Origin of the sequence: Streptomyces graminofaciens, assembly GCF_030294945.1 — a bacterium.
GTDB classification, from domain to species: Bacteria; Actinomycetota; Actinomycetes; order Streptomycetales; family Streptomycetaceae; genus Streptomyces; species Streptomyces graminofaciens.
This window is the reverse complement of record NZ_AP018448.1, coordinates 1,604,351-1,628,915: the sequence shown is the minus strand read 5'-3', so window position 1 is coordinate 1,628,915 and position 24,565 is coordinate 1,604,351. Positions and strand designations below refer to the sequence as shown.

Genomic DNA, 24,565 nt, shown 5'->3' with positions numbered 1-24,565 from the left:
TGTACCGTAAAGCTATTGGTTAGCTAGTGAACTATTGGTTACTGTTATGCCCATGGTGACGCCGACTCCCTCCCCTCCCGCTGCCGCGCCCGCCGCTGCCCACGATCCCGCCGCAACTCCGTCTGCTCAGTCCGCTCCGGCCGAGGGCGGCGTCGTCGCCCTCGTCGCCGTTCTCGGCGCGCTGACCGCCGTCGCCCCGCTCGCCACCGACATGTACGTCCCCGGCTTCCCGGCCATGGGCGAAGCGCTCGGCGTGAGCAGTTCGGCCGTTCAGCTGACCATGACCGCGTTCCTGGCCGGACTGGTCGTCGGCCAGTTGCTGTTCGGCCCGCTCAGCGACGGGCTCGGGCGGCGTCGGCTGCTCATGGGCGGGATCGCGGGCTTCATCCTCTTCTCCCTGGTCTGCGCCGCCGCCCCGAACATCGGCGTCCTGACCGCCGCCCGCTTCCTCCAGGGCATGGCAGGCGCGGCGGGCACGGTCCTGGCCCGGGCCGTCCTCACCGACCGCTTCCAGGGCGCCGACCTGCCCCGCTACGTCGCCGTCCTCTCCCAGATCATGGGCGTGGCCCCGATCGCCGCCCCCGTACTGGGCGGCGCGGTCCTCACCGTCTCCACCTGGCGCGCGGTGTTCGCCGTACTGGCCGTCACGGGCGGACTGCTGCTGCTCGCCGTCCTGCGCAAGGTCCCCGAGTCGCTGCCGCCCGAGCGACGCCACGGCGGCGGGATGACGAGCACGTTCCGCGCGATGGGGGCACTGTTCGCCCGTCGGGCGTTCATGGGGTACGTCCTCGTCCTCGCGCTCGCCGCGGCGGCCCTGTTCGCCTACATCAGCGGCTCCTCGTTCGTGTTCGAGAACCTGCACGACGTGTCCTCGACGACGTACTCCCTGATCTTCGCGACCAACGCCGCCGGCATGCTGGTCGCCGGTGCCGTCTTCTCCCGTCTGGTCGCGCGCGGCGTACGGCTGAACACCCTGCTCTCCACGGGCGTCGGCGTCGCGGTGCTCGGTGCGCTCGCCCAGGTCCTGCTGGTCCTCACGGTCGGTGAGACCCTCGCGGGTACCTGGGCCGCCCTGTTCGTGACCGTCGGCGGCATCGGCATGGTCTTCCCGGCGGCGATGAGCATCGGCCAGGCCCTCGGCCGCGCCACGCCGGGCGCGGCCTCCGCGCTCCTCGGCGGCACCCAGTTCCTGTTCGGCGCCCTCGCCTCGCCCCTGGTCGGAGTGTTCGGCGAGGACAGCTCCCTCCCACTGGCGCTGATCATGCTGAGCGCGGCCGGGGCCGCCGCCCTCGCGCTCGTCGGACTCGCCCGGCCCTGGCGGGCGGAGGGAGAGCCGGGCGCCCCGACCTCACGGAAGTAGCCGCCCGCGGCCCCCGCCGGAGGGAGGGTGTTATTTTCCGACGGGTTGACTTGGTACCCCCCAGGGGTATGGTGAGCTGCGTGGGAACGGCACATCGACCGAGAAGGCAGCCATGCACACCGCAGTGAGGATCACCACGTTCGCCGCCGCGCTGGCCGCGACGTTCGGCGCCGCCTACGGCGTGGGCCAGGGCATCGAGCCCCTCGTCGCGGACACGGCGGAGAGCACGCCCGCGCGCCACGACAGCCACAGCGAGGCGTCACCGGCACCCGAGAAGGGCGGAGGGCGCGAGGCCGGAGGACTGCAGATCTCCGAAGGCGGCTACACACTCGACCTGAGGACCACGAGCGTCGAGGCCGGACGCCGCACCGACCTGCGTTTCGTGATCCGCGACGACGACGGCCGAGCCGTCACCGCCTACCAGCGCGAGCACGACAAGGAACTCCACCTCATAGTGGCCTCGCGCGACCTCGTCACCTACCGCCATCTGCACCCCACCCGCGCCGCCGACGGCACCTGGAGCACCCCCGTCGACCTGCCCGAGGCAGGCGGCTACCGCGTCTTCGCCGACTTCACCCCGGCGAAGAAGGACGCCCCGAATCTCACCCTCGGCGCCGACCTGGCCGCCGCCGGCAGCTACGAGTCGCGGCACCTGCCCGCGCCGGACACCACCACCGAGGTCGACGGCTACGAAGTCGAACTGATCGGCGACCTCCGCCCGGGCAAGGCGGCCGAGCTGAAGCTGAACGTCTTCCGCGACGGCGCCCCCGTCACCGACCTCCAGCCGTACCTCGCCGCCTACGGCCATCTGGTCGCCCTGCGCTCCGGCGACCTCGCCTATCTGCACGTCCACCCGAACGGCGAACCGGGCGACGGCGAGACCGAGCCCGGCCCCGAGATCTCGTTCACGGCCACCGCGCCCAGCGGCGGCACCTACCGCCTCTTCCTCGACTTCCAGCACGAGGGAAAGGTCCATACGGCAGCGTTCACGGTCCGGACCGCAGGGGCGGCGGCCCCGGACGTGCCCGGGGAGACCTCGGCCGACCACGAGCACTGAGATCGCTCCCTCGACAGTGGGCCCCACGACCGGCGGCCCCCGCACCCACCCGCGTCGCCCGCTCGAAGGCGCACCCGGCGTGCAGCACCGACCGGTAAGCAGGCCGACGTCGAAGGGCGCGACGTGACCGGAGGCAACAGCATGTCCGTGGCCGTCTCACTCGGCCTCACCACACTGAAGGGCGGCGGCGTTCTCGCCCCCGGCTGGGGACCGATCCGCGACTCGACATCCACCCGGCAGGCGCGCGCCCCCCATCCGGGCCGTGCCCTTCCGCGCCCCCAGCGCGCCTCAGTGCGCTCGCACGCGCCCCCTCGCGCTCTCAGACGGCCACGACCCCGACCCCGGCCTCCTCGAACCGCCGCACCGCCTCCGGGTCCACCGCACTGTCCGTGACCAGCGTGTCCACCGACTCGGCGGCACAGATCCACGCGAACGCCCGCCGCCCCAACTTGCTGGAGTCGGCCGCGACGACGACCCGCTCGGCGCGCTCGCACAACAGCCGGTTGACGGCGGCCTCCGCCTCGTCGTGCGCCGCGGCGCCGTGTGTGACGTCGAACGCGACCACACCGAGCACGGCCACGTCCACGGTGATCTGCCCGAGCACCCCGTCCGCGAGCGGCCCGACCAGCTCGTACGACTGGGCGCGAGCCACCCCGCCCGTCACCACGATCTTGAACTGCGGCCGCACCGCCAGCTCGCTCGCGATGTTGAGCGCGTTGGTGACGACGGTCAGCGCGGACGAACCGGAGGCGAGATCGCCGCGCACGGCCAGGGCCCGCGCGACCTCCGTGGTGGTCGTGCCGCCGGTCAGGCCCACCGCCTCGCCGGGCGCCACCAGATCGGCGACCGCCTTCGCGATGCGCTGCTTCTCGGAGGCGTGACGAGCCGTCTTGTAGCGCAGCGGCAGCTCGTACGAGACGCCGTGCGCGACCGCCCCGCCCCGTGTGCGCAGCAGCATCTGCTGCTCGGCGAGCTGGTCGAAGTCACGCCGGATCGTCGCGGCGGACACGGACAGCTCGGCCGCCGCCTCCTCGACATCCAGCCGACCCCGGTCGGCCAGCAGTTCGAGCAGCACCTGCCAGCGGGCGTCACGAGACATCCGCACCCTCCGTCCAAGCGTGATCTCGCCAGCGACCTTAGTGCACCAGACCTCGCCGAATGCTTGAAGATGCTCGAAAACTCACTGTACGGTGCAGAAACAAGCACGGCTCTGCTGTCGAGCCAGGAGGTACGGCATGACCCACGTCGAGGACGAGCTGATCAGCCAACCCGAGTGGTGGACCCGCGCCGCCTCCGAGGCACCGGCGCACGCGGGCGCGCTGCCGCTGCCGGGGGAGCGGGTCGCGCTCGTCGGCTGCGGGACCTCCTACTTCATGGCCCAGGCCGCCGCCGCACTGCGCGAGGGTGCCGGACAGGGCGAGACGGACGCCTTCGCGGCCTCAGAGTTCCCGCACGGCCGCCCCTACGACCGGGTCGTCGCCCTCACCCGCTCCGGCACCACCACCGAGGTCCTGGAACTCCTGGACGCCCTGAAGGGGCGTGCGCGGAGGACGGCGATCACCGCGGACCCGCGCACACCCGTGGCGACCGCCGCGGACGACCTCGTCGTGCTGGACTTCGCCGACGAGCGATCGGTCGTCCAGACCCGCTTCGCGACCACGGCCCTCACCCTGCTCCGCGCCCACCTCGGCCTGCACACCGACCGGGCCGTCACCGACGCGCGCACGGCACTGGCGACCCCGCTGCCCGAAGAGCTCCTCGACTGCGCCCAGTTCACGTTCCTGGGCCGGGGCTGGACCGTGGGGCTCGCCCACGAGGCCGCGCTGAAGATGCGCGAGGCCGCGCTCGCGTGGAGCGAGGCGTACCCGGCGATGGAGTACCGCCACGGCCCGATCAGCGTCACCACCCGGGGCACGGCGACCTGGATGCTGGGCGAGGCACCCGTGGGCCTCGCCGAACAAGTGCGGGAGACAGAGGCCCGATGGGTGTCGGGCGACCTCGACCCGCTCGCCGAACTCGTCCGCGCCCAGCGCCTCGCCGTCGCCGTGGCCGCCGCCCGCGGTCTCGACCCGGACCGGCCGCGCCACCTCACCCGCTCGGTGATCCTCGGCTCGACCACCCCGTAGGAGAGGAGGAGTCGTGCCACTCACCACCACCGGCGAACTGATCACCGAGGCCGCCGCCGCCCGTACCGCGGTCGCCGCCTTCAACATCATCACCCTGGAGCACATCGAGGCCGTCGTCGCGGGCGCCGAGTCCGCCGGCGCGCCCGTCGTCCTCCAGGTCAGCGAGAACGCGGTCCGGTTCCGCGAGGGACGCCTCCTCCCCCTCGCCCGCGCCGCGACCGCCGCCGCCGAGCACGCGACCGTGCCCGTCGCCCTCCACCTCGACCACATCCAGAGCGACGCCCTGCTGCGCAGGGCGCCCGACGCCGGCTTCGGCTCCGTCATGTACGACGCGTCACGGCTGCCGTACGCGGAGAACCTCGCCGCGACCCGCGCGGCCGTGGACTGGGCCCACGCCCAAGGTCTCTGGATCGAGGCCGAGTTGGGGCAGGTGGGCGGGAAGAACGGGATGCCGCCGCTGGACGCCCACGCGCCGGGCGCCCGCACCGACCCCGACGAGGCGCGCGCGTTCGTGGCGGACTCCGGTGTCGACGCCTTGGCCGTGGCGATCGGCAGCTCGCACGCGATGACGACCCGCACCGCCGCCCTCGATCACACGCTGCTCGAACGGCTCGGCACCGCCCTGGCCGTCCCCCTCGTTCTCCACGGCTCCTCCGGCGTCCCCGACGACGAACTGCGCCTGGCGGTCTCCGGCGGCATCACCAAGGTCAACATCGGCACGGCCCTCAACATCGCGATGACCGGCGCGATCCGGGAGCACCTCGCCGAGCACCCGGATGCGGTGGACCCGCGCAAGTACCTCGCCGTCGGCCGGGAGGCGATGGCGCAGGCCGTGGCCCGGCTCATCGGCGTACTGAGCGCGGAACCAGCCCGGACGCCGGCCGAACACGGAGCGTGAGGACGGTCGCTGATAGTTTTCCGTCATGCGGGAGACGGAGATCCACCTCGGCGCGCCGCCCGTCGTCGCGGCCATCGGCGTGGGTGTGCACGGCGTCGCCGGGCGCTCGGACGTCTTCCGGCTGCCGGAGCTGTGGCAGCTGCACCTCTACCAGTACGAGGCCGAGCTGACCGTCGACGGCACGCCGCACACCATCCGCCCCGGCCGGGTCAGCCTCGTACCGCCCGGCACCACGGTCCGCTACCGCTACCGGGGCCGATCGGAACATCTCTTCGCGCACCTGCGCATCACCCCGGAAGGGCCGCCCCGCACGGTCCCCGTCATCCAGGACACCGGCCCCGAACTACCCGCCCTCACCGGCCTGTTGCTCCAGGCGGTGGCCGCCGCCCCGAGCGAGCCCGACCGCACCCGGGCCGAGATCTGGACCGCACTGTGGCGCGTCGCCCACCTCACCCCGCCCGCCGCGGCGGACCCGGGCCCGCACCCGGCGGTCACCGCCGCCATCGCCCATATCGAGGCGCACCTCGCCGCCCCCCTCACCATCCCCGAGGTGGCACGCGCGGCCGGCGTCTCCCACAACCACCTGACCAGGCTCTTCCGCGCCGAGACCGGCAGCACGGTCGTCGGCTGGATCCGCCGCCGCAGACTGGAACGCGCCCACCACCTGCTGCGCGCCACGACCCTCTCCATCCCGGCCGTCGCCGCCTCCGTGGGCATCCCCGACCTCCAGGCCTTCAACAAGGCCTGTCACCGGGAACTGGGCGCCTCACCGCGCGCACTGCGCGGCACGCCCCCTGAGACCTCCCCGCCTACCTCTTGACGGCCTTGAGGACCACGAACTTGGCGTCGCTGGCGACGAGTTCGCTGTTGCCGAAGAGCCGCCGCAGCTTCACGTGGTAGCCGAGGTGCCGGTTGCCGACCACCCACAGCTCGCCACCGGGCCGCAGCGCCTGCCGCGCACCCGTGAACATCCGCCGGGCCGTGGCGTCGGTCGTCGCCTGGTGCGAATGGAACGGCGGATTGTTCAGCACCAGATCGGCACTCCCGGCCGCGAACCCCTCCAGCCCGTCTCCGACCAGGAACTCGGCCTTCCCGTCGGCGTTCGCGCGATACGTCTCCCGCGCCGAGGCCACCGCCTGGTACGACTCGTCGACGAACACCACCTCGGCGGCCGGATCGGCCACCGCGACCGCCGTACCGACCACCCCGTTGCCGCACCCGAGATCCACGACCCGCCCGCCGTGCCCCGCCCGCGGCAGATGCCGGAGAAAGAACCGCGTCCCGATGTCGAGCCGCTCGGCACAGAACACACCGGCGTGATTGACGACGGTACGCCCGGCCAACACGCCGATGTCACCGGGCAGTCGATAGCTGTACGGCCACGGATCCGTGCCCCGGGACCGCGCGGTCGCCGCGTCCGGCGCGCAGAAGATCAGCCGGGCCTTCTGCTCGGCGAGGGAGGTGCGGGTCGGGCCGAGGATCCGCTCGAAGAGCCTCAGCGTCGAGGTGTGGATCTCCTTGACCATCCCGGTGCCGACGACGACCGTGCCCTCGTGGACGGCGGGCGCCAGCCGGTGCAACTGGTCCTCCAGGAGCGCGAGGCTCTTGGGGACACGCACGAGGAGCACGTCGATACGGTCCGGGGGAGTGTCCTGGGTCGTGAGCAGCCGTACGGCGTCGGGATCGACCCCGTTGCGGGCGAGGTTCGCCCGGGTCGCCTCCCGGCCCAGGAACGAGTCGCCGATCTGGGTCGGACGGTGCCCGGCGAGCGCCGTGACCAGCGCGCCCCAGCGGTCGCCGACGACCACGACCGTCCCGTCCAGCGGTGTCCCGCTCGCCGCGAGATGGCGCAGCAGATACGTGTCGGACGCGTCCCAGGCGCGCAGCCGGTCGCGGGGGTCCTCGGGGAAGCGGGCCAGGGCGTACTCGCCCCAGGGCGTGGTCATCCGGTCGTTCATCGTGCGCCCAGGCTAGCCGAGCCGCAGCTCACGCCCGATCGCCGAGCGGGGTGGGCGATGATGGAGGTCATGGACGCCGAGTTGTTCCCGCGCGGCCGCACGGAGATCGCGCCCGGTGCGGTGCACGTGCCGGACTGGCTGGACGCGGCACGGCAGCGGCGACTCCTGGACGCCTGCCGTACATGGGCCCGCCCACCCGCCGGCCTCCGCACGGTCCGCACCCCCGGCGGCGGCACGATGACCGCCCGCCAGGTCTGCCTCGGCCGGCACTGGTACCCGTACGGCTACGCCCGCACGGCCGTCGACGGCGACGGGGCACCCGTGAAGCCGTTCCCGGACTGGCTGGGCGAGCTGGGCCGGAGCGCGGTCACCGACGCGCTGGGCCCGGCGGAGGCCACCGAGCCCTACGACATCGCTTTGATCAACTTCTACGACGCCGACGCCCGCATGGGCATGCACCGTGACAGCGACGAGAAGTCGGACGCGCCGGTGGTGTCGCTGAGCCTCGGCGACACCTGCGTCTTCCGCTTCGGCAACACGGGGTCGCGGGCGCGGCCGTACACCGACGTGGAGCTGCGCAGCGGTGATCTGTTCGTGTTCGGCGGGGCGTCCCGGCAGGCCTACCACGGCGTGCCGAGGGTGCACGCGGGGACGGCGCCGCCCGAGTTGGGCCTGACCGGACGGCTGAACGTCACCCTCCGGGTGAGCGGCTTCGGCACCGGCTGACACCGACCCGGCGGGGTCCGGCTCCGAGCGGATCATGGGAGACTCGCCCTCATGGACGGGAAGGCGGCCCCCAAGGCGGCGGGCGAAGGGACGACACGGACGCGGCTGGACCGGGGGCGGGGGGCGCTCGGGCCCGCACTGGAACTCGTACACACCGGGCGGGCGCCCACCCGGGCCGTGCTCACCGCCGAGCTGGGTGTCACCCGCGCCACCGCGGGCGCCGTGGCCGCCGAGCTGGAGGCACTGGGCCTGATCAGGGTCGACGCGCACCCGGGCGCCGCCGCCGGCTCCCAGGGCCGCCCCTCGCACCGCCTCGAAGTCGCGGAGGAGGGACCGGTCGCCCTCGCCGCCCAGGTCCACGCCGACGGATGGCGGGCGGCCCTCGTCGGCCTCGGCGGACGGATCGTCGCCACCGCGCCCGGCTGCGAGACCGTCGACGCCGACCCGGCGAAGGTCCTCGGCTCGGTCGTCGACGCCGCCGCCGAGCTGCTGCGCGAGACGGGCCGCCGCTGCGTGGGCGCGGGCCTCGCCGTCCCGTCGGCGGTCGCCGAACCGGAGGGCCTGGCACTGAACCCCCTCCACTTGGCCTGGCCCGCAGGCGCCCCTGTCCGAGAGATCTTCGCCGAACGCGTACGAGCGGCAGGCATCGAAGGCCCGGCGTTCGCCGCCAACGACGTCAACCTGGCCGCCCTCGCCGAGCACCGGCACGGCGCCGGCCGGGGCGCCCGTCACCTGCTCTGCGTGGCCACCGGACACCGGGGCGTCGGCGGTGCGCTGGTCCTCGACGGCCGTCTGCACAGCGGTAGTTCAGGCCTGGCACTGGAGGTCGGACACCTCACGGTCAATCCCGAGGGCCGCCCCTGCCACTGCGGCAGCCGCGGCTGCCTGGACGTCGAGGCGGACCCCCTGGCCTTCCTCACGGCGGTCGGCCCGGCCCCCGGCCCCGAGGTGTCGCTGCTCCAGCAGTCCAACGACCTCATCCGCACCCGGTACACCGACCCGGCCGTCCGCACCGCCACCGAAACCCTCATCGACCGCCTGGGCCTGGGCCTCGCGGGCCTGGTCAACATCCTCAACCCCGACCGCATCATCCTCGGCGGCCTCCACCGCACCCTCCTCGACGCCGACCCCGACCGCCTGCGCGCCGTAGTGGCCGACCGCAGCCTCTGGGGCCGCAGCGGCGTCGTCCCGATCTTCGCCTGCACGTTGGACCACAACAGCCTGGTGGGCGCGGCGGAACTGGCTTGGCAGCCGGTACTGGACGACCCGTTGGGGGCGTTGGCGTGACGACCGTTGTTTGGCTGCGGGTGGGTGGGGGCTGGTCGCGCAGTTCCCCGCGCCCCTAAAAGCAAAAGCAGCGGCCCGGCGGCCTTGAAAGCGACGGCTCTGCGGGCCTGAAAAGACGAGGGCACAGCCCGGTCTTTTCAGGGGCGCGGGGAACTGCGCGACCAGCTACAACGAACCCGCACCCGCCAACGCACCCCCCCGAGCTCTCAGGCGGAGCCACCCGCAAGACTCCACAACGCAGCCACCAACGGCCGCCGCAAATCGACCCGCCGCACACACAACCCGATCGGAAACGGCTCAGGAGGCACATCCACGGGCACCACAGCCACCCGCTCCCGCACCGCGCTGTGATCCAGCACCAGCCGCGGCACCACCCCCGTCCCACACCCCAACGCCACCAACGTCAACAACCCTTCATGCCCATCGGGCTCCGCAGCGACCACAGGCCGAACTCCCCGCCTCCGAAACCAGCGATCGGCCGCCTCCCGCACCAGCCCCCGATGCGGCAACACGAACGGCCCGTCCAGCCCGCCATCCCCCCGTTCCCGCGCCGTCACGAACACCAGATCCGTCACCGCCACGGTCCGACTGACCAGCGGCTCCGGCAGCCGCTGCGGCACCCCCGCCACCGCCACATCCACCTCCCCCTCGTCGAGCCGGGCCAACGCGGCCGCCGCGTCCCCGGTCCGCAGATCGAGCCGAACTTGAGGGTGCGCCGCACGAAACGGCGCCAACAGGTCGGGCAACAGCACCTGACACGCGGTCACCGTCGCGAACACGGCCAGCCGCCCGGTGAGTTCGGCCGGATCCGGATGCTCCTCGCGGTAGGCCCGCCACAACTCCAGCGCCTGGCCGGCGTACGCACGGAACCGATGCCCTTCCGCCGTCAGCGACACCCCACGCGGCCCCCGGTCGAACAGCCGATGCCCGAGATCGGCCTCCAGTCGCTGCACGGTCCGCGTCAGCGTCGCCGCGCTGACATGGCAGTCGAGACTGGTCCGCCCGAAGTTCAGCGTCTGCGCCAGATGCAGGAAAAGCCGCAGCTCCCGATGATCGTCGCGCATACCGTGACCTCGCTCTTTCACTTCCCGCAACACCGCGCTGCACAAGTTGCGCTTGCCGCAACACTGGGCGGGAGCCTACAACTCGACCATGACCTCGACGACCACGACCACGACCTCGTCCACGTACGACTCCCGTGTCTTCTCCCTCGAAACGATGACCGTCCCCGACGGCACCGAGACCATCCTCCGCGGCGGCCGCCATCTCTTCCCACTGCTGCCCCAGGCCTTCGCCGGCGTGCGCCGCATCGGCGTCATCGGCTGGGGTCCGCAAGGCCGCGCCCAGGCCCGCAACCTGCGCGACTCCCTCACCGGCACCGACATCACCGTCACCGTCGGCCTGCGCCCCGGCTCCGCCTCGGCCGCCGACGCCCGCGCCCACGGCTTCACCGAGGCGGACGGCACCCTCGGCGACTGGCTCGCCGTCACGGCGGACAGCGACCTCGTCATCCTCCTCATCGCGGACGCCGCGCTCGCCGCCCACCACCAGGAGATCTTCGCCGCGCTGAAGCCCGGCGCCACGATCGGCCTCTCCCACGGCTTCCTGCTCGGCCACCTCCGCGAAACCGGCGGCGACTTCCCGCCCGGGCACGGCGTGATCGCCGTCTGCCCCAAGGGCATGGGCGACTCGGTGCGCCGCCTCTACGAACAGGGCGCGGAGATCAACGGCGCCGGGATCAACAGCAGCTACGCCGTCCACGCCGACCCCGACGGCCACGCCACCGACCGCGCCCTCGCCTGGTCGGTCGCGCTCGGCTCGCCGTACACCTTCCGCACCACGCTGGAGAGCGAGTACCTCTCCGACATCGTCGGCGAGCGCGCGATCCTGCTCGGCGCCGTCCACGGCATCGTCGAGAGCCTGTACAGCCGCTACCGCCTCGCCGGGGACGACGAGACGACGGCGTACGAGCGCTCCTGTGAGAACGTCACCGGCCCGATCGCCCGCACCATCTCCCGCGCCGGTATCCGGGCGGTGCGCGAGAACCTGGACCCGGCCGGCCGGGACGTCTTCGACCGCGTGTACACGGCGACGTACACACCCGCCCGCGAGATCGTCGCCGAGATCTACGACGAGGTCGCCGACGGCACCGAACTGCGCAGCGTGATCCTGGCCGAAAGACGGCTCGGCGCCCGTCCGATGAGCGAGATCGGAGGTTCGCCGATGTGGTCCGCGGGCGACCGGGTGCGCGCCCGGCGTGGAGAGCGCGAACTGCCCGTCGACCCGTTCACCGCCGGGGTGTTCGTCGCCACGATGACGGCCCAGATCGACGAGTTCGCCGAGCGGGGCCACCCCTGGTCAGAGATCGTCAACGAGTCCGTCATCGAGGCGGTCGACTCCCTGCTGCCGTACATGCACGCCCGGGACGTCGCCCACATGGTCGACAACTGCTCCCGTACGGCCCGCCTCGGCGCCCGCCGCTGGGGCCCGCGCTTCCAGGCCGCATACGCGCAGATCGCCTACCCGGCCGCCGAACACCCGGCGGACCAGGCCCTGTTGACGGCCTTCGACACCCACCCCGCCCACGAGGCCCTGGCCGCGGCGGCCAAGCTCCGCCCGTCCGTGGACATCTCCGTGACGGCCCAGCCGAAGTGACTCCTCAGCCCGATCGACCCCTCAGCCGAGGCTACGAGGCGGCAGCGCGGCGCGGTCTCGCAACCAGCTCCCCACCGCAGTTGGGACATACATCCCGCATGGCCTCGCCGCACGGCACACAGAAGGTGCACTCGTAGGAGCAGATACGGGCGGGCCCGTCGGCCGGCAGTGCCGCCGTCTCGCACCGCTCGCAGCGGTCACGCATCTCCAGTGCCATGTCGTCCTCGCCTTTCCTCGTGTCCGGGTGCCGTGGCCTGTCCCTTCCCATCCTCGGCACGCCCGGCATGGCGGAAAGCCGTCGGCGGGTCAAAGATCAACAGGATCGGGCCACAGGGGGCGAGGCGCGGGCCGTCACCAGTGGCGGCCCCGCGGCAGCAGCTCGCGTTCGGGCTTGTTCATGTACAGCACCTGGAAGACCTCGCCCTCGGCCTTGGGCTCGTCGTGGTCCCACACCGAGAAGTGGACGATCTCCCAACGGCTCGTGTCCACGGCGGCCGCCGCGAGCACCGCCCCGTCCAGTGAGGCCAGCCGCGCGGTCTCGCGCACCGCCTCCTCGACGACCTCGGCGGGCCGTACCCCGCCCGGCACCCGGCGCCGTCCCCGCACGGCCGTCCGCGCGGAAGTGCCGCCGCCCTCCTCATGGGCCACCCCCGTCCACTGACGGACCGACGGTCGCCCGAAATCGTCGACGATCCCCTGGAAACCGCCGCCCCAGAGGAAGGAGTTCATGCCCGCGACCGTGTTCCACAGATAGAACGGCGCGTATTGGTTCACCGGCGATCCGTCCACGCCCCGCTCACGGATCAGATACGCTTTGAGGCCGAGGCCCTCCCAGCCGTCGAGCAGATGCCCGCGCCCGGCCACCCGGTCCCGGACGACCCGCATGTCGTAGTCGGCGGGCAAAGTGATCTCGTACTGCATCGCGTGCACGAAGTGCCTCCAGTGGCCTAACGGGCGGGACGGAGAAGGGCCAGCAGACCCCGGACGGCGGCGTCGAAGGCAGCGGGTGAGCCGGACGCGCGGGCCAGGACGTATCCGCCCTGCACGGTTGCCACGATCGTGGCGGCGGTCTCCTCTCCATCCAGCGACAGCGGGAACTCGCCCTGCTCCCGGCCTTCTTCGACGATCCCGGCCAGCCGCTCCCGCAGCCAGTCGAGGGTTTCGTCGACGGGTGCGCGCAGGTCGTCGCTCGCGATGACCTCCGGGTCCATAGTGAGCCGCCCGATCGGGCACCCGCGCAGCACATCGCGCTCACGCCGCAGATACGCCTCGACGCGTTCGTACGGCGTGCCGGGCCCACCGAGGATGCCTTCGGCACTGGCCCGCATCTCCTCGGCGGTGCGGCGGATCGCGGCCAGGGCCAGGTCCTGCTTCCCCTTGAAGTGGTGGTACATGCTGCCCTGCCCGGCACCCGAGCGTTCCAGGACGGCCTTGGGGCTGGTGCCCACGTAACCGCGCTCCCACAGCAGCTCACGGGTGGACTCGATCAGACGCTCAGGCGTGCTCATGCGCGCCACTGTACATACCAGTAGGTATAGAGGTCGAGCGTACTCCCGGCGAGGTACGCCCACCACCGCTCGCCGTACGACGACGAACCCCCCTCCCGGCGAGAGCCTCGAACCATCACCAAGACGGAGAACACCACCTAGGGAGATGAGTTCGACATGCAGACCCTCGCGAACTGGGACGGCGGCCCCGGCCCCTGGATCCTCTTCTTCCCACTGATCTGGGCGGCGATCGTCATCGGCGTCGTCACCCTGCTGCGCCGCACCGTCTGGCGCGGCCGACGCGGACCGTGGCGCACCACGACCGACACCGGTCCGTCCGGCGACTCACCGATCGCCATGCTGGGCCGCCGCTTCGCCTCCGGAGAGATCGACGAGGACGAGTACTGGCGTCGCCTGTCCGTCCTGGACGAGCAGTTCGGCCGCACGGGCAAGGGTGGTGGGGTATGACCGCCACGAAGCGCTGATCGACGTCGTCGGCCTGCGTGGCCGGCTCCACGACCGGCCTCGCTCAAGGCGACCATGGAGAGGGTCACCGCCCGGTCAGCCTGCGACGGCGGACCGGGCGGGAGCGTGTTCGGACCTGCGTCCACGCGCGGCGGGACGGTGCCCGGCGTCGACCACGGGACGATGCCCGGCGTCGACCACCGGACGGTGCCCGGTGTCCGCCGTGGGACGGTGCCCGGCGTCGCACACCTGTCCGGTGTCGTACGGCGAGATCTTCGGTACCGCGGGCGAGGAGGCCGGGAGCGTGAACCACACGACCTTCCCCGACTCCCCGTGCGGCCTTACGCCCCAGGTCTCGCTGACGGCGGCGACCATGGCCAGCCCGCGCCCGCTGGTGGCGGTCGGGTCCGCGTCCTGGACGACCGGCAGCCGCGGGTCGTTGTCGTGCACCGAGACGGTGAGCCGGCCGAGGAGCAACTCCATCTCCACGGTGCACATCTTGTCCGGCTCGGCATGCCGGTGGACGTTGGACAGCAGCTCGGTCACACCGAGCGCGGCCCGCTCTATCAAGGGATCCAGATGCCAGTAGCGCAACTGCGCAGATACGATTCTGCGGACCTGGCCGATCCGCGACGGCAGAGCCTGGAGCTCGACCGTGCATTGTCTGCTTTGCTGGCTGATCACGACTGCGACTCCCCGAATTGAGTCCGGAAGAAGCTCGAAGAACGGATCTGAACGGATCCAGCGAGGTGGCCGCGCGAGACGCCGCGCGGAAAACGCCGCCTGCTGTGGGGACGGCTGCGTACGACTGCCGCCTGCTGCGGGGCGACCGCCTGAGGCGGCCTCCTGCTCATGGGGTGGCTTCTACGACCGCCTCCCGCTGTCCTGCCCGGCGGGCTGGTTCGCAGCGTTATCGCCGGTAAACCCAGAGTGACGTGGAACCAGCGTGACCCAGGGTCCCCGGTCCCGCAACTCGCGCCGGCTCAGCCGCTGCGACCGGCGGCCCTGCGCACCGCCTCGATGAACCGACGGGCCGACGGCGGCCCCGGCTTCCCGGGCGCCGGGTCGTGCTCGCCCAGCGTCAGTGTGTAGCGGGTGCCGTTGACATCGGCCAATGCCTTGTCCTCGGGCGCGAACCAGGGCCTCGACGTCCGTACCGCCTGCACCGGAGCACTGTCGATCTCGCTGCCGTAACTGGTGAGCAGTTGCAGCCGGCCGTCCCGTATGCGGACCTGCCCCGCCCGCGTCAGTTGGCGCAGTCTTTTCCCGATCCGCACGCCCGTGGCCGTGAACTCCGGCTCCGCCATGCTGCCCCGCCCCCTTGTGCGCTTCGGCTCGCTCCGTCGTCGTGATCCCATGTGGGCCGTGATCCAGTGTGCCTCACGGTCGCGTTACCCCTGACGTGCCCGGTGAGGCGGCATCGACCCATGCGGTGCAGTCTGCACGGACCCGGCGGCGAGCACCAGTGCGCACAGTGGGGTCGGGAGCGGGTTTCCGGCGCACGCGCGGCATGCGCCCCCCTTGCGCCCCGCGCATCCCTGTCACAGGAGTGACTTTGAGGTGCTCAAAGGACTGTTTATGCAGGTGAGAAGCGTGTGGAAGGTGTCTATCATCGGGACGTCCGACGCCGCGCACGCCGTCGGCGCAACGTGTGAGGAGCCCGTCGTGAGCACCCCCCCGCCCCCCCGTCCCGGCGAGACCCTCGATGTCGACCACAGCGACCCGAAGTACCGCACCTGGCTGAAAGAGGCCGTCCGCAAGGTCCAGGCCGACGCCAACCGCTCCGCCGACACCCACCTCCTGCGCTTTCCGCTGCCCGAACAGTGGGGCATCGACCTGTATCTGAAGGACGAGTCGACGCACCCCACCGGCAGCCTCAAGCACCGCCTCGCCCGCTCCCTCTTCCTCTACGGCCTGTGCAACGGCTGGATCCGGCCCGGCCGCCCCGTCATCGAGGCGTCCAGTGGCTCCACGGCCGTCTCCGAGGCCTACTTCGCCAAGCTGATCGGCGTCCCCTTCATCGCCGTCATGCCGCGCACGACCAGCGCCGAGAAGATCCGCCTGATCGAGTTCCACAACGGACAGTGCCACTTCGTGGACGACTCCCGGAAGATGTACGAGGAGTCGGCCCGCCTCGCGGTAGAGACCGGCGGCCACTACATGGACCAGTTCACCTACGCCGAGCGGGCCACGGACTGGCGGGGCAACAACAACATCGCCGAATCCGTCTTCCGCCAGCTGGAGTTGGAGCGCTTCCCCGAGCCCGCCTGGATCGTCGCCACGGCCGGCACGGGCGGCACCTCCGCGACCATCGCGCGCTACGTCCACTACATGCAGTACGACACCCGCATCTGTGTCGCCGACCCCGAGAACTCCTGCTTCTTCGAGGGCTGGACCACCGGCGACCCGGACGTCACCTGCGACTGCGGCTCCCGTATCGAGGGCATCGGCCGCCCCCGTATGGAGCCCAGCTTCGTCCCCGGCGCCGTCGACCGCATGATGAAGGTCCCCGACGCGGCCAGCGTGGCCGCCGTGCGCGCCCTGGAGAAGGCCATAGGCCGCAAGGCGGGCGGCTCCACGGGCACGGGCCTGTGGAGCGCCCTCAAGATCGTCGCCGAGATGGTGTCGGAGGGGCGACGGGGGAGCGTGGTCGCACTTCTGTGCGACCCCGGAGACCGCTACCTGGACAAGTACTACTCGGACGCCTGGCTGGCGGAGCAGGGCCTGGACATCGGGCCGTACACGGCGGTCATCGAGTCACTGCTGATAACCGGGGTGTGGACAGCGCCCCGCTAGGGGCGCGGGAACCGCGCGACAAGCCACATCGGACCCGCAGCTGAGGACGTCCTCAATCAACCTGAGGACGTCCTCACCAACCTGAAGACGTCCTCGATCAAAATGGCGCTCAGAGCTCGGCGACGTCCTCCGAGTCCCCGGCCACCACCAGCCTCCGCAAATGCTCGGCGATCTCCGCCCGCGCCTGCGCGGCCAACCCTCCGTCCGTCACCAACGTGTCGACCTGCTCCAGTGCGGCGAACGAACTAAGCCCCACCGTCCCCCACTTGGTGTGGTCGGCGACCACGACGACCCGCCGGGCGGACTGCACGAGCCGCCGGTTCGTCTCGGCCTCGGCCAGATTAGGCGTGGAAAGGCCGGCCTCGACCGATATCCCGTGCACCCCGAGGAACAGCACGTCGAAGTGGAGCGCGGCGATCGCCTGATCGGCGACGGGCCCCACCAGGGAGTCCGAAGGGGTCCGCACCCCACCGGTGAGCACGACCGTCGCCGCACCCTGCCGGGGGCCCGACGTGCGCTGCGCGGCGTGGAACACATCGGCGACCCGCACCGAGTTGGTGACCACGGTCAGATCGGGCACCTCCACGAGCCGGTGCGCGAGCGCGTACGTCGTCGTGCCGCCGGACAGCGCGATCGCCGAACCCGGCGCCACCAACTCGGCGGCGGCCCGTGCGATGTCCTCCTTGGCGGTCAGCTCAAGCCCGGACTTGGCCTCGAAACCGGGCTCGTGCGTGCTCGCCTCGACCACCGGCACCGCACCGCCGTGCACCTTCTCGACCACGCCCTGCCGGGCGAGCGCGTCCAGGTCGCGGCGCACCGTCATGTCGGAGACACCGAGCTTGCGGGTCAGTTCGTTCACACGGACCCCGCCGCGCCGCCGCACCTCGTCGAGGATCAGGGCGCGGCGCTGCTCCGCGAGGAGGTTCTGGTTCTCACTCACGGTCGCTCCGCCCTTTGCCCCATCACGCCCGACACGCCTCCCATACCCCCTCCGACTAGGACATTCCCCTCATCCTCGGTCCCGAGGACGTCCCATATTCGCACGCCCCACCACGGATCGCGCCACTACCTGCACGGACGCGAGCACGTCACGCTCTGTCCGCGCGACCGCCACTATCACATGGATCGGGGAGATTCGGTGACCACAGGTGTAGACACCTCTCTCAGTGGCGATCATTTCTGCCTGCACATTGCTTGCACAACACATCTGCCTTGCGGCGCGTCACGGGGGAAGTGGAACAGTGGAGCGTGCGACGGAACGAACGGCATCCGGAACGACGACGGACGGCGATGGCCCCGCCCTGGAGCTTCTCGTCCACGGTGTGGGCGGCTCGACCCCGGAACGCATGCTGGACGACCCGCGCACGATCCGGATCACCGGCGACGACACGGCGGCCGTCTTCCGCCGCATCGACGACGTCGACGCGGAGTCCCGCCCCGAGGAGTACCGCGACAGACCCGTACCCGAGGCCTACGTCTGGTGCCACCTCACCTCCGGCAGCGGCTCACGCGCACTCTGGCTGTTGCTGCTGCCGTTCATGGTCGTCAACCTCGCCCACTGGATGCGCCCCACGACCCGAAACCGCCGCCGGACCGTACGTTTCTACGGCCTCCTCGTCCGTCTCACGGGCCTGACCCTGACCGTGCTGCTCGTCGCCGCCGCCTGCGAGGTCGCCCTCGACCTGACCGCCTGGCAGTGCGCGGGCGCACGCGCGTGCGCCGAGGAGCACACCTGGCTCGGCTTCCTCTCGCCGACGGTGTCCGACCACGGCTGGTGGAGCCCGCCCGGCCGCCGACTCGCCCTCGCGGCCCTGGGGCCCACCGCCCTCACCGCACTCCTCTGGTATCTGTCCCACCGCACCTGGAGCGAGTACGAGTCCCAGCGGCCGATGGACCGCGGCGCCCGGTTCGTCGAGGACACCGAGCGCGTCGCCCTCGGCCGCCCCGGCTTCTGGTACGGGCGCCGGCTGGTGGCCCGGCTGCGTGCCGCGCACGCGGCGGCGGCCTTCCTCACGGTCGCGGCGGCCGTCGCCACCCCCGCCGCCCGTCACGACCGGCAGCCCGGCGGCCCGCCACTTCTGGATCTCCTGGGCTGGCTGTTGAACAGCGCGCTCATGGCCCTCGCGGCCGTGGTGCTGTGGGTGGTGTGCCGCCGAGGCCGCACGGAAAACCGCCTCGACAAGGAACTCGACGAGCATCTGGTACGCCGACTGCCCACCGGTTCGGTCGCCCTCCTGCTCCTCGCCCTGGTGTACGCCGGGTGGTCGCGCCCCGGCTGGAAGTCGGCGGGCCGACTGCCGGGCGAGCTGACCTTCGGTGGCATCGCCCTGGCCCAGGTCGTGCTCGTCGTCGCCCTCGGCGTGGTGGCCCACGTCCTGTACCGCTCCCACCCCGACTCCGACCCCGAGTCGCGCACCGCGATGCGGGGCCTCGCCGGGCCTGCCGTCGCGATGCTCGCCTGCGCGCTCGGCGGAGTGATGTCCGCGGGCGTCGCCCAGCGCGTCGCCGACTGGCTCGGCGGCACCGGCGACCCGCTGCCCGGCCCACCCGTACTGCTCACCTGGCAGGCCTCGGTCATCCCCCCGATGCTGCTGGTCCTCCTCTTCCTCATCGGCTGGCTGGCCAAGCGCACCTGGACCGTGCGCGGCGACGAGATGGGGCTGGTCGAGCACGAGTATCGGCTGGCGGGCGGCCCGGACACCTCGGGAAGGCTTTCCGGTGAGCGGCGAGGCAAAGCCCACAGTGATCGGCGAGGCAAGCCCCACGGCGAGCCCGAACCCCGCGATGCCGCCCGCACCCGCCGTATCGCGAGCGCCCGCGCCATGGCCGCCCTCACCGACCGGGCACCCCGCGTGATCGGTGTCATCTCCGCCGTGACCCTCCTCCTCGGCGCCACGGCCCTGATCGGCGCCCTGGCGACCAAGAAGACCCCCGCGGAGGCGGCCGAAGGCACGTACGCCTTCGTCGCGGGGGCCGCCGACACCTCCCAGGCCCTCGGCTCCTGGCTCATCGGCGTCGGCTTCCTGCTCTTCGTCACCTGGGGGCGCCGGGCCTACAAGGACGCCTCCGCGCGCCGCACGATCGGCATCCTCTGGGACGTCGGCACGTTCTGGCCGCGCGCGGCCCATCCCTTCGCCCCGCCCTGCTACGCCGAGCGCGCCGTCCCCGACCTGACCTGGCGCATGGCCACCTGGACGGGCGAGACGGGCGGGCGGCTCGTCCTCTCCGGGCACTCGCAGGGCAGCGTCCTCGCGGCGGCCGCCGCCTGGCAGCTGACACCGTCGGTCCGGGGCCGCGTCGCCCTGCTCACCTACGGCTCACCGCTGGAGCGGCTGTACGGCCGCTGGTTCCCCGCCCACTTCGGCCCGGCGGCGCTCGCCTCCCTGCACGGTGAGGTCGCCTGCTGGCGCAACCTGTACCGCCGCACCGACCCCATAGGAGGCCCCGTTCGGCTCTCCCGCGCCGACGGGCCGAAGGTCGACGCCGATCCCTTCCAGGACCCCCTCGCCTACGGCCGCACCGCCGAGCACCCGCTCCCCGCCCCGATCCTCGGCCACTCCGACTACCAGGCCGACCCGGCTTTCGCCCGCGAACGCGAACAACTGCTCGCCAGGCTGGGCCCGGAGGTGCCGGGCCCTCGCCGGTCCGGGCCGGCGGCGGAGTCGGCACCCTGAGCGCCCCCGTTCACGGTCGGCCCGGGCAGGAAAGATCCCGCCCGGGCCGCTCACCCGTGACGAGGAATGTGGTCACCACCCGGTCGCCACAGGCGTTGCCCGTCCCCAGATAGACGCCGTGCCCGCCCCGCTCCACCGTGACGAGCCGCGCCCGGTCGCCGAGCGCCGCACGCATCTTCAGGGCACCGGAGTAAGGAGTGGAGGGGTCCCGCCGATTCTGGATCATGAGGATGTTGGACGGCCCCTCGTCGGTGATCCGCGTCGGCTTCTCGACCGCCGCACCCTTCCAGAAGGCACACGGCGTGATGTTCACCGGCATCCCGGCCGTGAGTGGATACCGCCCCCGGTCCACGGCCACGGCCCGCTCGTACGCGGCCACGGACGCGGGCCAGCGCACGTCGTTGCAGACCACCGCCATGGTCACCGCCGCGTCCTCGTCCGGCATCGGCCCGGCCACGTCAGGTGTCAGCACCGGTGTCGCCTCCGGGTCCATGACCTGCCGTATCAGGCGGGCCAGCTGCGGAAACGAGGCGTCGTTGTAGAGGACGGTCTGCATCGCCTGCCGCAGCCGGTTCCCGGTGAGCGGCACACCCGCGGTCGTCGTCTCCCTCGGCGCCCGGTCCAGCTCGGCGGCCAGGGACAGGAACAACGGCCGTACGTCCTCCGGCCGCTCGGCGAGCCGCAGCCCCATGCTGTCCCGGGCCGGGTCGGCGGCCCACGTCGCGAAGTCCGGGAAGCGGTCCTCCGCGCCCCGCGCCATGTTTGCCAGCCAGCCCCGGGCGACCCGTCGCGGATCGGGATCCCCACTGCTGTCCAGCACCCAGCGGTCGGTCCGCTGCGGGTACTTCTGCGCGTACACCGCTCCCACATACGTCCCGTACGACACCCCGAACGCCGACAGCCGCTCCTCACCCAGCGCCTGCCGGAAACGGTCGATGTCCCGCACCTCGTTGGCCGTGGTGAGACTGCGCAGCACCGCCCCGCCGTTGCGGACGCAGGCCTCGGCGGTGCGCCGGGACCGGGCGACGTTCGCGGCGATGCCCCCGTCGGACGCGGGCCAGGACCGCAGCGTCACCAGCTGCCGGTCCTCCGCCGGGATTCCGCAAGCCGCCCGCGTACTGCCACCCACCCCACGAGGATCGAAGCTGACGATGTCGTACGCGCCCCCGAGTTCCCGGCGCAGCGAGTCCCCCTGTTGGGTCAGCCGCCGGATACCGGAGCCGCCCGGTCCGCCCGGGATCACCAGCAGCGTGCCCCGCCGCGCCTGTGGCCGCTCACTGGCCAACCGGGAGACAGCGAGGGTGAGTCGAGGGCCGTTCGGGTCGCGGTAGTCGAGCGGTACGGGCAGTTCGGCGCACTCCTGCCCGGCGGGACCGCCGGGTTGGGCGCAGGGGCGCCAGGCCAGTAAGGGCGAAGGAGAGGCCGCCGCAGGGCCGGTGACGGCGGTCAGTGCGGTGGCGGTGGCCGAGACGGTGAGGGCCAGGGCGAGAACGCGTCGCGTACGGGATGTCATGGCGACCATGCTGTCCACCGGACCACTTCCGGCCCATCCGGCAGACAGCACACATGGGGTGGGGTTTTCCCCCGAGAGCCGCCCCGGCCCCTCCCGCTACGGCAGGTCCGGCAGGTCCTCCGCGTACAGCAGCGTGAGGTCGTCCGTGCTGGGCTCGGCGACCTGGGCGACCCGGCTCGCGTGGCGCTCGACCATCGCCTCGAAGGTCTGCCGCGCCGTACGGCCGTTGCCGAACGCGGGACCCTTCGGGATCGCCGTGAAGTACTTCAGCAGCGACTCGCCCGTGCCCGCCGCCAGCCGGTACTCGTGCTCCTCGGCCTGCTGCCCGACGATGCGCAGCAACTCCTCGGGGACGTAGTCGCTGAAGGTGATGGTCCGTGAGAAACGGGACGCCACACCGGGGTTGACGGTCAGGAACCGCTCCATCTCCGCCGTGTACCCCGCGACGATCACGACCACCGCGTCCCGATGGTCCTCCATCAGCTTGACCAGAGTGTCGATGGCCTCCTTGCCGAAGTCCCGGCCCGAGTCCTCCGGCGACAGCGCGTACGCCTCGTCGATGAACAGCACACCGCCCCGGGCCCGCTCGAACGCCTCCTGGGTACGGATCGCCGTGGAGCCGATGTGCTCGCCGACCAGGTCCACCCGGGACACCTCGACGAGATGCCCCTTCTCCAGGACTCCGAGCGAGGCCAGGATCTCGCCGTACAGCCGGGCGACCGTGGTCTTGCCGGTGCCGGGGGAGCCCGTGAACACCAGATGCCGTTTGACGGAAGCCGCCTTGAGCCCCGCCTGCTGACGGCGGCGCCCCACCTCGATCATGTCCGTGAGCGCCCGTACCTCGCGCTTGACGCTGTCCAGGCCCACCAGCATGTCGAGTTCACCGAGCACGGCCTTCGACGTCCGCGACGGCTTGTCCGGCTCTCCGGCGGGCGCCTGCTCGGCGGCGGCCCGCTGGTCCGGGACCGGGCTCAGCAGCCCGGGGGATTGGGTCGTGGTCTGCAGGACGGTCTCCCGCGCAGCCGGGGCCCGCACGCCGGCGCTCTCGTCGCTGGTGCAGTCCTCGACCACCGGCCCGCCGCCCGCCCCGCTCGGGCCGCCGTCGGCGAACTCGTAACCACCGCGCGCGCAGCGCTCCGTACGGCACTTGCGCAGGGTCGCCCGGCAGCCGTCGATCACATGGAAGCCGTAGCCGCCGCTGCCCGTCACCCGGCAGTTGAGGAAGCTGCCGCGGCCCCCGGCCGAGACATAGAAGCCCGCTTCGGCGGGCGAGGTGACCGTGCAGCGCTCGATGGTGGGGTCCGCGCCCTTGGTGACGATCACGCCGGTCTGGGTGCCGTCCACCGTGCAGCCGCTCAGCGTGCCGCCGCTGCCGTGGTCGCGGAACCAGGCGCCCGTCGCCGCGTCCCGGATCCGGCAGTCGTCGAGCTGCGCGGTCGCGCCGTCGCTCACCGACACCGCCGTGTTCCGCACCTGCGACAGATCACTGTCGACGACGTCCGCGCGCGACCCCCGGTCGAGGACGAACAGGGCGTCCGGCACGTCGTGCACCCGGCACGACTCCAGCACGGCGGTCGCCCCGTCACTGACCCAGACCGCGGGATAGTCGCCCGTGCTGTCGAAGATCTCGCACTGGTTGGCGTCCACGCGCGTGCCCGGATCCCACACCGACAGACCGTTGCGCCCGAACTGCCGCACGGTCGTGCGGGTCAGAGTGAGGACGGAGCGCGAGCGCAGGTCCACCGCGTTCTCCGGGATGTCGTGGATACGGCAGTCCGCGAGCGTGAGCACCGCGTCCGTGTCCAGCGTGACCCCGTCCGCGGTCGTACGGTGCACATCGCAGTCGGTGAGATGCGCCGTGGCCCGCCCGGTGATCTGGACGCCGCTGCCGCGCACCTCGTAGACCTCGCAACCGACCGCTTCCAGCGAGGAGTTCTCCCCGGTCGCGGTCAGACCCGAGCCCGAGGTGTGGTGCACCCGGCAGCGCTCCAGACGCGGATGGCCGCCCCCGCGCACCGCGACACCGGCCTGACCGGCCGCGACGACCTCGCACTCCTCGAACACACCGCCGCCGCCGTCGACCACGGCGATACCGATCCCGGCGGGGTTGTCGACCGTGCAGCGCCGGACCGTCGGGCGGGCGCCGCCGCGCACCTCGATGCCGGCCGCGGAACGCGTGACGATCCGCAGGTCCAGCAGCTCGGGCGTGCCGTCCTCGACGAGCAGCGCGGGCGCCGCCGCGTCCTGGCCCTCCACATGCAGGTCCTGCACCACGGCCGAGGCGGACACCGTCAGCGGCACCCCGTCCACGGGCGCGATCCGCACCGAGCCGGGCGATCCCTCCGGGCCGCGCAGTGTGACCCCCCGCTGCACGACGAGGTTCTCCCGGTACGTACCGGGGGCGACGATGAGCACGTCGCCGTCGCTCGCGGCCTCCAGGGCCGCGGCGAGCGATGCGTACTCACCCGTGCGGCGCCGCCACCGCGATGTACCGGTGTGCGTCACCTGGACCGTGCCCTGTGCCATGGCGTTGCTGTGCCCCCACCTCGTGGAACGCGGGTCG

The 24,565-nt window shown here is 72.2% G+C and carries 22 protein-coding genes; 11 read left to right on the top strand and 11 right to left on the bottom strand.

Annotated elements, in window-relative coordinates:
• Nucleotides 1-52 precede the first annotated feature (52 nt).
• Nucleotides 53-1,360 (top strand): multidrug effflux MFS transporter, encoded by a 1,308-nt coding sequence (locus tag SGFS_RS07065; protein WP_286248558.1) that lies wholly within the window; start codon nt 53-55, stop codon nt 1,358-1,360.
• Nucleotides 1,361-1,472: 112 nt separating this feature from the next.
• On the top strand, nt 1,473-2,417 hold the full coding sequence (locus SGFS_RS07060) for a hypothetical protein (RefSeq protein WP_286248556.1): 945 nt from the start codon (nt 1,473-1,475) through the stop codon (nt 2,415-2,417).
• A 319-nt stretch (nt 2,418-2,736) separates the two neighbouring features.
• Here SGFS_RS07060 and SGFS_RS07055 read toward each other — a convergent pair whose 3' ends face one another.
• Nucleotides 2,737-3,516, bottom strand: a complete 780-nt coding sequence (locus SGFS_RS07055) for a DeoR/GlpR family DNA-binding transcription regulator (protein WP_286248555.1) — start codon at nt 3,514-3,516, stop codon at nt 2,737-2,739.
• 136 nt (nt 3,517-3,652) lie between these two features.
• On the opposite strand from SGFS_RS07055, the gene SGFS_RS07050 reads away from it, so the two are divergent.
• From SGFS_RS07050 to SGFS_RS07040, 3 genes are read left to right on the top strand one after another with little or no spacing between them, the layout of a single operon-like run.
• The gene (locus tag SGFS_RS07050) at nt 3,653-4,543 is read left to right on the top strand and encodes an SIS domain-containing protein (RefSeq protein ID WP_286248554.1); all 891 of its coding nucleotides are present in this window, start codon (nt 3,653-3,655) and stop codon (nt 4,541-4,543) included.
• A gap of 13 nt (nt 4,544-4,556) precedes the next feature.
• Nucleotides 4,557-5,441: a class II fructose-bisphosphate aldolase gene (locus tag SGFS_RS07045; RefSeq protein ID WP_286248553.1), complete on the top strand. Its 885-nt coding sequence runs from the start codon at nt 4,557-4,559 to the stop codon at nt 5,439-5,441.
• Between the two features lie 25 nt (nt 5,442-5,466).
• A complete protein-coding gene (locus tag SGFS_RS07040; RefSeq protein WP_286248552.1) occupies nt 5,467-6,261 on the top strand; it encodes an AraC family transcriptional regulator in 795 nt (264 codons plus the stop codon).
• On the opposite strand, the gene SGFS_RS07035 is transcribed toward SGFS_RS07040, so the two are convergent.
• Nucleotides 6,251-7,399: a methyltransferase gene (locus SGFS_RS07035; RefSeq protein ID WP_286248550.1), complete on the bottom strand. Its 1,149-nt coding sequence runs from the start codon at nt 7,397-7,399 to the stop codon at nt 6,251-6,253. The two genes, SGFS_RS07040 and SGFS_RS07035, sit on opposite strands and share 11 nt — an antisense overlap.
• Before the next feature lie 69 nt (nt 7,400-7,468).
• Here SGFS_RS07035 and SGFS_RS07030 point away from each other — a divergent pair, with 69 nt between their 5' ends.
• Together SGFS_RS07030 and SGFS_RS07025 are read left to right on the top strand one after the other, a co-directional pair.
• Nucleotides 7,469-8,125, top strand: a complete 657-nt coding sequence (locus SGFS_RS07030; protein ID WP_286248549.1) for an alpha-ketoglutarate-dependent dioxygenase AlkB family protein — start codon at nt 7,469-7,471, stop codon at nt 8,123-8,125.
• A 51-nt stretch (nt 8,126-8,176) separates the two neighbouring features.
• Nucleotides 8,177-9,412, top strand: a complete 1,236-nt coding sequence (locus SGFS_RS07025) for an ROK family protein (RefSeq protein ID WP_286248548.1) — start codon at nt 8,177-8,179, stop codon at nt 9,410-9,412.
• A 206-nt stretch (nt 9,413-9,618) separates the two neighbouring features.
• Here SGFS_RS07025 and ilvY read toward each other — a convergent pair whose 3' ends face one another.
• Nucleotides 9,619-10,476: an HTH-type transcriptional activator IlvY gene (ilvY, locus tag SGFS_RS07020; RefSeq protein WP_286248547.1), complete on the bottom strand. Its 858-nt coding sequence runs from the start codon at nt 10,474-10,476 to the stop codon at nt 9,619-9,621.
• An 88-nt stretch (nt 10,477-10,564) separates the two neighbouring features.
• On the opposite strand from ilvY, the gene SGFS_RS07015 reads away from it, so the two are divergent.
• Complete coding sequence (locus SGFS_RS07015; RefSeq protein ID WP_286248546.1) at nt 10,565-12,067, top strand: ketol-acid reductoisomerase; 1,503 nt, start codon at nt 10,565-10,567, stop codon at nt 12,065-12,067.
• 31 nt (nt 12,068-12,098) lie between these two features.
• Here the strand turns inward: SGFS_RS07015 and SGFS_RS07010 are convergent, their stop codons facing one another.
• From SGFS_RS07010 to SGFS_RS07000, 3 genes are all read right to left on the bottom strand, one after another.
• A complete protein-coding gene (locus SGFS_RS07010; protein ID WP_286248544.1) occupies nt 12,099-12,284 on the bottom strand; it encodes a DUF1272 domain-containing protein in 186 nt (61 codons plus the stop codon).
• A gap of 134 nt (nt 12,285-12,418) precedes the next feature.
• On the bottom strand, nt 12,419-12,997 hold the full coding sequence (locus tag SGFS_RS07005) for a DUF4865 family protein (protein WP_286248542.1): 579 nt from the start codon (nt 12,995-12,997) through the stop codon (nt 12,419-12,421).
• Between the two features lie 17 nt (nt 12,998-13,014).
• The gene (locus SGFS_RS07000) at nt 13,015-13,575 is read right to left on the bottom strand and encodes a TetR/AcrR family transcriptional regulator (RefSeq protein WP_286248540.1); all 561 of its coding nucleotides are present in this window, start codon (nt 13,573-13,575) and stop codon (nt 13,015-13,017) included.
• A 156-nt stretch (nt 13,576-13,731) separates the two neighbouring features.
• Here SGFS_RS07000 and SGFS_RS06995 point away from each other — a divergent pair, with 156 nt between their 5' ends.
• Nucleotides 13,732-14,022, top strand: a complete 291-nt coding sequence (locus SGFS_RS06995; RefSeq protein ID WP_286248536.1) for an SHOCT domain-containing protein — start codon at nt 13,732-13,734, stop codon at nt 14,020-14,022.
• Between the two features lie 93 nt (nt 14,023-14,115).
• Here the strand turns inward: SGFS_RS06995 and SGFS_RS06990 are convergent, their stop codons facing one another.
• Both SGFS_RS06990 and SGFS_RS06985 read right to left on the bottom strand, forming a co-directional pair.
• On the bottom strand, nt 14,116-14,703 hold the full coding sequence (locus SGFS_RS06990) for an ATP-binding protein (protein WP_286248534.1): 588 nt from the start codon (nt 14,701-14,703) through the stop codon (nt 14,116-14,118).
• Between the two features lie 299 nt (nt 14,704-15,002).
• Nucleotides 15,003-15,326 (bottom strand): hypothetical protein, encoded by a 324-nt coding sequence (locus SGFS_RS06985; RefSeq protein WP_286248533.1) that lies wholly within the window; start codon nt 15,324-15,326, stop codon nt 15,003-15,005.
• A 358-nt stretch (nt 15,327-15,684) separates the two neighbouring features.
• Between SGFS_RS06985 and cds1 the strand changes: the two genes are divergently transcribed.
• On the top strand, nt 15,685-16,815 hold the full coding sequence (cds1, locus tag SGFS_RS06980) for an L-cysteine desulfhydrase Cds1 (RefSeq protein ID WP_286248531.1): 1,131 nt from the start codon (nt 15,685-15,687) through the stop codon (nt 16,813-16,815).
• A 109-nt stretch (nt 16,816-16,924) separates the two neighbouring features.
• Here the strand turns inward: cds1 and SGFS_RS06975 are convergent, their stop codons facing one another.
• A complete protein-coding gene (locus SGFS_RS06975; protein ID WP_286248529.1) occupies nt 16,925-17,755 on the bottom strand; it encodes a DeoR/GlpR family DNA-binding transcription regulator in 831 nt (276 codons plus the stop codon).
• A gap of 301 nt (nt 17,756-18,056) precedes the next feature.
• On the opposite strand from SGFS_RS06975, the gene SGFS_RS06970 reads away from it, so the two are divergent.
• A complete protein-coding gene (locus SGFS_RS06970) occupies nt 18,057-20,489 on the top strand; it encodes a hypothetical protein (RefSeq protein ID WP_286248528.1) in 2,433 nt (810 codons plus the stop codon).
• A gap of 10 nt (nt 20,490-20,499) precedes the next feature.
• Here the strand turns inward: SGFS_RS06970 and SGFS_RS06965 are convergent, their stop codons facing one another.
• Complete coding sequence (locus SGFS_RS06965; RefSeq protein WP_286248527.1) at nt 20,500-22,002, bottom strand: alpha/beta hydrolase; 1,503 nt, start codon at nt 22,000-22,002, stop codon at nt 20,500-20,502.
• Between the two features lie 96 nt (nt 22,003-22,098).
• Nucleotides 22,099-24,528, bottom strand: coding sequence for a right-handed parallel beta-helix repeat-containing protein (locus tag SGFS_RS06960; protein ID WP_286259829.1), 2,430 nt, complete (start codon nt 24,526-24,528; stop codon nt 22,099-22,101).
• Nucleotides 24,529-24,565 lie beyond the last annotated feature (37 nt).

Excerpts from the sequence above, each read along its gene's own strand:
- SGFS_RS07030 (WP_286248549.1), top strand. The coding sequence starts at position 7,469 with ATGGACGCCGAGTTGTTCCCGCGCGGCCGCACGGAGATCGCGCCCGGT.
- SGFS_RS07040 (WP_286248552.1), top strand. The coding sequence starts at position 5,467 with ATGCGGGAGACGGAGATCCACCTCGGCGCGCCGCCCGTCGTCGCGGCC.
- SGFS_RS07000 (WP_286248540.1), bottom strand. The coding sequence starts at position 13,575 with ATGAGCACGCCTGAGCGTCTGATCGAGTCCACCCGTGAGCTGCTGTGG.
- SGFS_RS07065 (WP_286248558.1), top strand. The coding sequence starts at position 53 with ATGGTGACGCCGACTCCCTCCCCTCCCGCTGCCGCGCCCGCCGCTGCC.
- SGFS_RS07055 (WP_286248555.1), bottom strand. The coding sequence starts at position 3,516 with ATGTCTCGTGACGCCCGCTGGCAGGTGCTGCTCGAACTGCTGGCCGAC.
- SGFS_RS06985 (WP_286248533.1), bottom strand. The coding sequence starts at position 15,326 with ATGGCGGAGCCGGAGTTCACGGCCACGGGCGTGCGGATCGGGAAAAGA.
- SGFS_RS07015 (WP_286248546.1), top strand. The coding sequence starts at position 10,565 with ATGACCTCGACGACCACGACCACGACCTCGTCCACGTACGACTCCCGT.
- SGFS_RS06965 (WP_286248527.1), bottom strand. The coding sequence starts at position 22,002 with ATGACATCCCGTACGCGACGCGTTCTCGCCCTGGCCCTCACCGTCTCG.
- SGFS_RS06995 (WP_286248536.1), top strand. The coding sequence starts at position 13,732 with ATGCAGACCCTCGCGAACTGGGACGGCGGCCCCGGCCCCTGGATCCTC.
- SGFS_RS07035 (WP_286248550.1), bottom strand. The coding sequence starts at position 7,399 with ATGAACGACCGGATGACCACGCCCTGGGGCGAGTACGCCCTGGCCCGC.
- SGFS_RS07050 (WP_286248554.1), top strand. The coding sequence starts at position 3,653 with ATGACCCACGTCGAGGACGAGCTGATCAGCCAACCCGAGTGGTGGACC.
- SGFS_RS06960 (WP_286259829.1), bottom strand. The coding sequence starts at position 24,528 with ATGGCACAGGGCACGGTCCAGGTGACGCACACCGGTACATCGCGGTGG.
- SGFS_RS07025 (WP_286248548.1), top strand. The coding sequence starts at position 8,177 with ATGGACGGGAAGGCGGCCCCCAAGGCGGCGGGCGAAGGGACGACACGG.
- ilvY (WP_286248547.1), bottom strand. The coding sequence starts at position 10,476 with ATGCGCGACGATCATCGGGAGCTGCGGCTTTTCCTGCATCTGGCGCAG.
- SGFS_RS07010 (WP_286248544.1), bottom strand. The coding sequence starts at position 12,284 with ATGGCACTGGAGATGCGTGACCGCTGCGAGCGGTGCGAGACGGCGGCA.
- SGFS_RS07060 (WP_286248556.1), top strand. The coding sequence starts at position 1,473 with ATGCACACCGCAGTGAGGATCACCACGTTCGCCGCCGCGCTGGCCGCG.